A 6459-nucleotide genomic window follows, 5' to 3' on the forward strand; every position below is an offset into this window, starting at 1 on the left:
TGCGTTCGGTCGTGATCGTTTTGTACCGTTCCGCCCAAGCAGTCAACCAGGAGGAGAGAACGAAGTTGCTGCAACGTGTCCTCGCGGCCGCGGCGATCGCCGCTGCCTGCGTCGCGGTCCCACCTGCCGTCGCCCAGGCCGCTCCGCTCACCCCCGGCGCGCTGACCGCCGACCGGCTCACCGACCCGCTCGGCCTCGCCAGCGCCCGCCCCGCCTTCGGCTGGACGCTCAACGGTGACGGCCGCAACCGCTCCCAGTCGGCCTACCAGGTGATCGTCACCCAGGGCGACCAAACCGTCTGGGACAGCGGCGAGGTCCGCTCCCCCGCGTCGGCGAACGTCCCCTACGCCGGACCCGCGCTGGAATCGGGCACGCAGTACCGCTGGAAGGTCCGCGTCTGGGACGAGGCGGGCCGCCCGAGCGACTACAGCGCGCCCGCGACGCTCGAGACCGCCCTGCTGACCAACGCGGACTGGTCCGCGGCGAAGTGGATCGCCGCGCCGAGCGATGACCTGAACCTGAGCGGCGCCCGCTGGATCTGGCACGAGGACGGCACGCAGAACATGCCGGCGATGACGCGCTACCTGCGCGCCACCGTCGACCTGGCCACCGCGCCGAGCAGCGGCCGCTTCCTGTTCACCGTCGACGACGAGGCCGCCGTCTACGTCAACGGCACGCTCGTGATCGACACCAAGAGCATCCGCGACGCCGACGAGAACGCGTGGCAGAAGGCGCAGCTCGTGGACGTCCCGCTCAAGGCCGGCGCGAACACGATCGCCGTTCAGGCCAAGAACCGCCTCAACGGCAGCGGAGCGGCCACCCCGGGCGCCTTCATCGGCCGCCTGCAGGCCGGCGGCCAGACGATGGCGCTCAGCTGGAAGTCGAACGCGAACGCCCCTGCGGGCTGGGAGCAGCCCGGCTTCGACGACTCCGCCTGGCAGGCCGCGCGCGAGCTCGCCACGTACGGCTCCGGACCGTGGGGCAGCAACGTCTCCCTCCCCTCCCAGCCGAGCCCGTACCTGCGCAAGGACTTCACCGCCGACAAGACCGTCGCGCAGGCCCGCCTGTACGTCTCCGCCCTCGGCCTCTATGAGCTGTCCATCAACGGCCAGAAGGTCGGCGACCGCGTGCTCGCCCCGGGCTGGACCGAGTACACCAAGCGCGTCCCCGCGCAGACCTACGACGTCACCGGCCTCGTCAAGCCGGGTGAGAATGCGATCGGCGCCGTCCTCGGTGAGGGCTGGTACGCCGGCCGCCTCCAGGGCGGGCGCAAGTGGGGCACCAACCCTGCGTTGATCGCCCAGCTGAAGATCACCTACGCCGACGGCACCACCACCCGCGTCGTCACCGACGACAGCTGGCAGACCGGCACGGGCGGCCTGCGCGCCTCCTCGATCTACGACGGCGAGACGTTCGACGCACGCCTCGAGCGTGCGAACTGGAACCAGCCCGGCTTCGACGGCGGCTGGCGCAACGCCGTCCTGCGCAACGAGACGATGACGATCGAGCCGGACCGCTCACCGCCGATCCGCGTCATCGAGACGCTCGTCCCCAAGACGGTCACCACGCCCAAGCCCGGCGTCACCGTCTATGACCTCGGCCAGAACTTCGCCGGGTGGGCGCGCGTCAAGGCCACCGGCGCCGCCGGCACGCAGCTCAAGCTGCGCTTCGGCGAGATCCTCAACGACGACGGCACCGTCCACACCGCCAACCTGCGCTCCGCGCTGCAGACGGACACGTTCACCCTGCGCGGTGGCGGCCAGGAGACTCACGAGCCGCGCTTCACCTACCACGGCTTCCGCTACGTGGAGGTCACGGGCGGCACGGTCGACAGCCTGGAAGGCCGCGTGGTGACCTCCGACCTGCCCGAGTTCGGCACCTTCACCTCCTCCAACGCGCTCGTCAACCAGATCCAGAGCGCGATTCGCTGGGGCCAGTGGTCGAACTTCCTGGCCGTGCCCACCGACGCCTCCCAGCGCGACGAGCGCCTGGGCTGGACCGGTGACATCCAGGCCTTCGCCACGACCGGCACGTTCAACGGCGACGCGAGCCACTACCTCGGCCAGTGGATGCAGACCCTGCGCGACAGCCAGTCCGCCAACGGCGCGTTCCCCGACGTGGCGCCGAAGACGTGCTGCGGCGAGGGCGTCGCCGGTTGGGGTGACGCGGGCACCGTCGTCCCCTTCGCGCTCTACAAGCGCTACGGCGATGTCCGCGTCCTGCGCGAGAACTACGACGCGATGGAGCGCTGGATCGCCTACCTGCGGGCCAACTCGACCAACCTCATCCGGCCCAACAGCGGCTACGGCGACTGGCTCGCCGTCGACAACACGGCGCAGGACTTCATCGCCACCGCGTTCTTCGCCTACTCGACCGACCTGGTCCGCCAGGCCGCGACGATCCTCGGCGAGGACGCCGACGCCGCCTCCTACGCGAGCCTGCACGCCCAGATCAAGTCCGCCTTCGCCAACCGCTGGGTGCGCGCGGACGGCACCGTCGGCACCGGCAGCCAGACCAGCTACGTGCTGGCGCTGAAGTTCGGGCTCGTCCCGGATGACCTCGAGCAGCGCGCCTTCGACCGCCTGGCGGACGACGTCGCGCACCGCGGCAACCACCTGAGCACCGGCTTCCTCGGCACGCCGTTCCTGCTCAACGTGCTCGAGGACGGCGGCCGCGCCGATCTGGCGCACGAGCTCCTCGTGCAGGACACCTACCCGAGCTGGGGCTACATGCTCAGCCGCGGCGGCACGACGATCTGGGAGCGCTGGGACGGGATCAAGCCGGACGGCACGCTGCAGGACCTCGGGATGAACTCGTTCAACCACTTCGGGCTGGGGTCGATCGGCGACTGGCTCTACGACGAGGTCGGTGGCCTCGCCCCGCTCGAGCCGGGCTACAAGAAGCTGCTGGTCGCGCCGTCCACGGGCGACCTGGGGAGCGCGTCGTCCTCCGTCAAGACGGCGTACGGCCCCGCGCGGACCGCCTGGTCCAAGGACGCCGCGGGCCGGCTGACGATCGACGTCGACGTCCCGGTGAACACGCGCGCCGAGCTGCGCCTGCCGCTCGCGGACGGGCAGGTCGTGTTCGAGAACGGCAAGCCCGCGGCCGAGCAGCCCGGCGTCGTGCACAAGGGCACCGCGAACGGCGTCGCCACCTACGAGGTCGGCTCGGGCAGCTACCGCTTCCTGGCGGCGGTGAGCAACGCCACGAGCGTGAACGGCGACGTGGCGGGGACGGTTCCCCCGACACTCGCGCTGAGCGTCGGCCCCGTGACGCTGGGCGCGCTCGTTCCCGGCGTCCCGCGCACGTACGACGGCGAGGCGCGCGCGACCGTGACGTCCACCGCCGGCGAGGCCGCGCTCAGCGTGCACGACCCGAGCGCGACGGCCACGGGCCGGCTCGTGAACGGCTCGTTCGCGCTCGCCCAGCCGCTGCGCATCGACGGCAAGGCGGTCGGCGGGTCGAGCTCCCCCACGCCGCTGCACACGTGGACCGGACCGGTCAGCAACGGCGCCAAGACGCTCACGTTCGCGCAGGACGTCGGCGCCGACGAGCCCCTGCGCACCGGCAGCTACAGCAAGACGCTCACGTTCACGCTGAGCACTACCGCTCCGTAACGACGCGGATCTCCGCCTTGGCCACGAAGTGCGTGGCCAAGGCGTCCCGCTCCGTGAACGAGAGCACGTGGATCCACGCGGTGTACTGATCGCCGAACGTCCCGTGCAGCTCGATCGGCGCCGGGCCGGAAGCGTCGCGGTAGCCGTCCCACGACTCCTCCGCTGCGCGCCAGTCGACTTCCCACGGGCCGAGGATCCGCGGATAGAGGCCGAGCGTCTCCTCCTGCGGCGTCAGGTCCAGGCGGAACAGGCCCGGGGCGAGCAGGATCGCCGCCCGCGCGCCGAACTCGACCAGCCGCGAGGCCGTGATCAGCAGCCCGCCGTCCGGCAGCGCGCACGCCAGCTGACCGAGCGCGGCGCCCTCGCTCACGGCGCGGTCCGCGCTCAGCAGCTCAGCCGCAGCGCGATCCACTCGTCCTCCGTTCCCAGCGCCTTGGCGATCTTGAAGCCCGTGTAGCGCCGGACGACGTCCTCCATCTCCTCGGCCACGATGCCGGACACGATCACGTGGCGGACGCGGTCGTCGACGGCGGCGGCCACGCGCTCGTGCACGGGCGGCGGCGCGTTCACCAGCAGCACGTTCGCGAGCGGGATGTCGTCGACGGCCAGGTCGGACACGGCGACGTCGACGTCCACCCCGTTGCGTTCGACGTTCTCACGCGCGACCTCGATCGCCACCGGCACCCGGTCGACGCCGACGACCGGCGCCCAGCCCAGTTTCGCGGCCACGATCGCGAGCGTGCCGACGCCGCAGCCGAGGTCGGCGACGCTCCCGCCCGGCTCGAGCTCGAGCAGCAGCGCCACGCACATCTGGGTCGTCGGGTGCGAGCCGGAGCCGAAGGCGCTCCCGCGCCGCTCCACCACGACCTCGATCGGCGCGCCGGACTCGCGGTCGAACGGCGAGCGGATGCCGACCACGCCGCCGATCACGACGCCCGCGCTCATCTTGCGCTGCTTCCAATCGGCCGGAACCTCGTCCACGGCGCCGCCGGTGAGCGCGAGCACGGCGTCGGAGAACGGCGCGCCGGAGTAGGCCACGAGCGCGTCCTCGTCCTCGCGCACGCCGCCGGGGAGCAGCGGCAGGACGGCGTCCAGCAGGTCCTCGTCGCCGCGGAAGGTGAGCCGGTACATCGGTGGCGAAGCGTCGCAGACCTCGTTCATATGCACGTAGAAGGTATATACTTTCAAAGGTATGTTGACGACCTTCGAGGTGCTGTCCCTGCCCGCCCGGCGCGAGATCCTCGAGCGGCTGCGGAGCGGCCCGAGCTCGGTGAGCGAGCTGTCCGACGCGCTCGGGTTGAGCCAGCCGATCACGTCCAAGCACCTGCGGGTGCTCAAGGACGCCGGGTTCGTGAGCGTGCGGCCGGACGCGCAGCGGCGCTGGTACGAGCTGCGTCCCGAGCCGTTCGTGGAGGTGGCGCAGTGGCTGGAGCCCTACCGCTGGATGTGGGAGGACCGGCTCGACCGGCTCGGCCGGTACTTGGATGACGAGGAGGCTTCCCGATGAGCGATCCCGTGTTCCTGCGAGACGGCGCCCGGCCCGCGGTGCGGGTCGAGCGCCGCTACGACCATCCGATCGAAGCCGTGTGGCGGGCGGTGACGTCGCCGGAGGGCCTGGCCGCGTGGTTTCCCGCCCCCGTCCGGTTCGCGGGCGACGTGGCCGACTTCGGTGACAGCACGGGGCAAGTGTTGACGATGGAGCCCCCGCGCCGGCTCGTGTTCACCTGGGGCGGCGACCAGCTCGAGTTCTCGCTGCGCGAGGACGGCGCCGGCACGGTGTTCGTGCTCACGCATTCGTTCGACGACCGCGCGGGCGCGGCCAGCTTCGCCAGCGGGTGGGAGCACTGCCTGCAGGTGCTGGGCCTCGTGCTGGCGGGGGCGCCGCTGCCGGAGCCGGAGCGTTTCGAGGCGCGTCATGAGGAGCTCGTCCGCGCCTTCGGGCTCGAGGACCCGGTCGTGATCCGCGGCGACGCGGGCTGGAGCGTGCGGATCGAGCGCCAGCTGGTCGTTCCGGCCGCCGTCGCGTGGGATCGCCTGCGCGCGGGGTCGCTCGACGTGCCGAACGTGCTCGTCAAGCTCGGTGACGGCACCGGCCACGGCGCGCGGCTGGTCGTCGCGGTCAACGGGTCGGACGAGGCGGAGCTGGAACCGGCGACGGCGTGGGTGCGCGCCGCGGTCGCACGAGCAGCAACGGGGTGAGCAGCAGCAGCGCGCCGGCGGCGCCGACCGCCTCGCGCAGGCCGACGACCGCGGCGAGCGCGCCCCAGGCGGCGGTGAGGAGCGCGGTCGTGAGGCTGCCCGACACCGTCCACGCCGCCAGCGTGCGCGCGACCCGGTCGTCGGGCGTGAGCTGCAGCCGCCGGGTCGCGAGCAGCGGGCTGAAGACGCCGATCGCGACCAGGAGCGCGAACTGCGTCGCGAGGACGATCAGCAGGCCGGGCGCGCCGGGCACGACGAACGCGAGCGGCAGCGCGAAGCAGCCGCGCAGCGTGCCGGCCACCAGCAGCGCCCGGTCACCCGACCAGCGCCGCGCGAGCCGCGCGCCGACGATCCCGCCGACGCACGGCACGCCGAACGCGACCGCGTACTCCAGCGGCGAGAACCCGAGCTCGCCGAGCATGAGCACGGCCATCAGCGGCGCCGTGGCCATGATCAGCCCGTTGACGAGCAGCGTGTTGAAGAACAGCGGCCGCAGGTCGGGGCTGGCCAGGATGAAGCGCCAGCCGGCGAAGACGTCGGCGACGCGGGCGGACGTGGCGGCGCGGGGCGTGGCCGCAGCGGCCGGCAGCGCGGCAGCGCCTGGCGTGACCGCCGCGGCCGGCGGGCGCACCTCGCGGCCCGT

The 6459-nt window shown here is 72.4% G+C and carries 6 protein-coding genes; 3 read left to right on the top strand and 3 right to left on the bottom strand.

Annotation, left to right across the window (positions count from 1 at the left end):
- Positions 1–65 precede the first annotated feature (65 nt).
- A complete protein-coding gene (locus OJ962_RS28890; protein WP_202953975.1) occupies positions 66–3617 on the top strand; it encodes an alpha-L-rhamnosidase in 3552 nt (1183 codons plus the stop codon).
- Here OJ962_RS28890 and OJ962_RS28895 read toward each other — a convergent pair.
- Both OJ962_RS28895 and OJ962_RS28900 read right to left on the bottom strand, forming a co-directional pair.
- Entirely contained in the window at positions 3604–4029 is a 426-nt protein-coding gene (locus tag OJ962_RS28895; RefSeq protein ID WP_202953974.1) for a hypothetical protein, read from the bottom strand. The two genes, OJ962_RS28890 and OJ962_RS28895, sit on opposite strands and share 14 nt — an antisense overlap.
- A complete protein-coding gene (locus tag OJ962_RS28900; protein WP_202953973.1) occupies positions 4002–4778 on the bottom strand; it encodes a 50S ribosomal protein L11 methyltransferase in 777 nt (258 codons plus the stop codon). The genes OJ962_RS28895 and OJ962_RS28900 overlap by 28 nt, the downstream gene beginning before the upstream one ends.
- A gap of 31 nt (positions 4779–4809) precedes the next feature.
- On the opposite strand from OJ962_RS28900, the gene OJ962_RS28905 reads away from it, so the two are divergent.
- On the top strand, positions 4810–5124 hold the full coding sequence (locus tag OJ962_RS28905; protein ID WP_202953972.1) for an ArsR/SmtB family transcription factor: 315 nt from the start codon (positions 4810–4812) through the stop codon (positions 5122–5124).
- On the top strand, positions 5121–5816 hold the full coding sequence (locus OJ962_RS28910; protein WP_202953971.1) for an SRPBCC family protein: 696 nt from the start codon (positions 5121–5123) through the stop codon (positions 5814–5816). Before OJ962_RS28905 ends, OJ962_RS28910 begins: the two co-directional genes overlap by 4 nt.
- On the opposite strand, the gene OJ962_RS28915 is transcribed toward OJ962_RS28910, so the two are convergent.
- The coding region (locus OJ962_RS28915) for an MFS transporter (RefSeq protein WP_270006777.1) at positions 5737–6459 on the bottom strand (723 nt) is incomplete at its 5' end. The two genes, OJ962_RS28910 and OJ962_RS28915, sit on opposite strands and share 80 nt — an antisense overlap.

It is taken from the genome of Solirubrobacter deserti (genome assembly GCF_027587175.1).
Lineage (GTDB): Bacteria > Actinomycetota > Thermoleophilia > Solirubrobacterales > Solirubrobacteraceae > Solirubrobacter > Solirubrobacter deserti.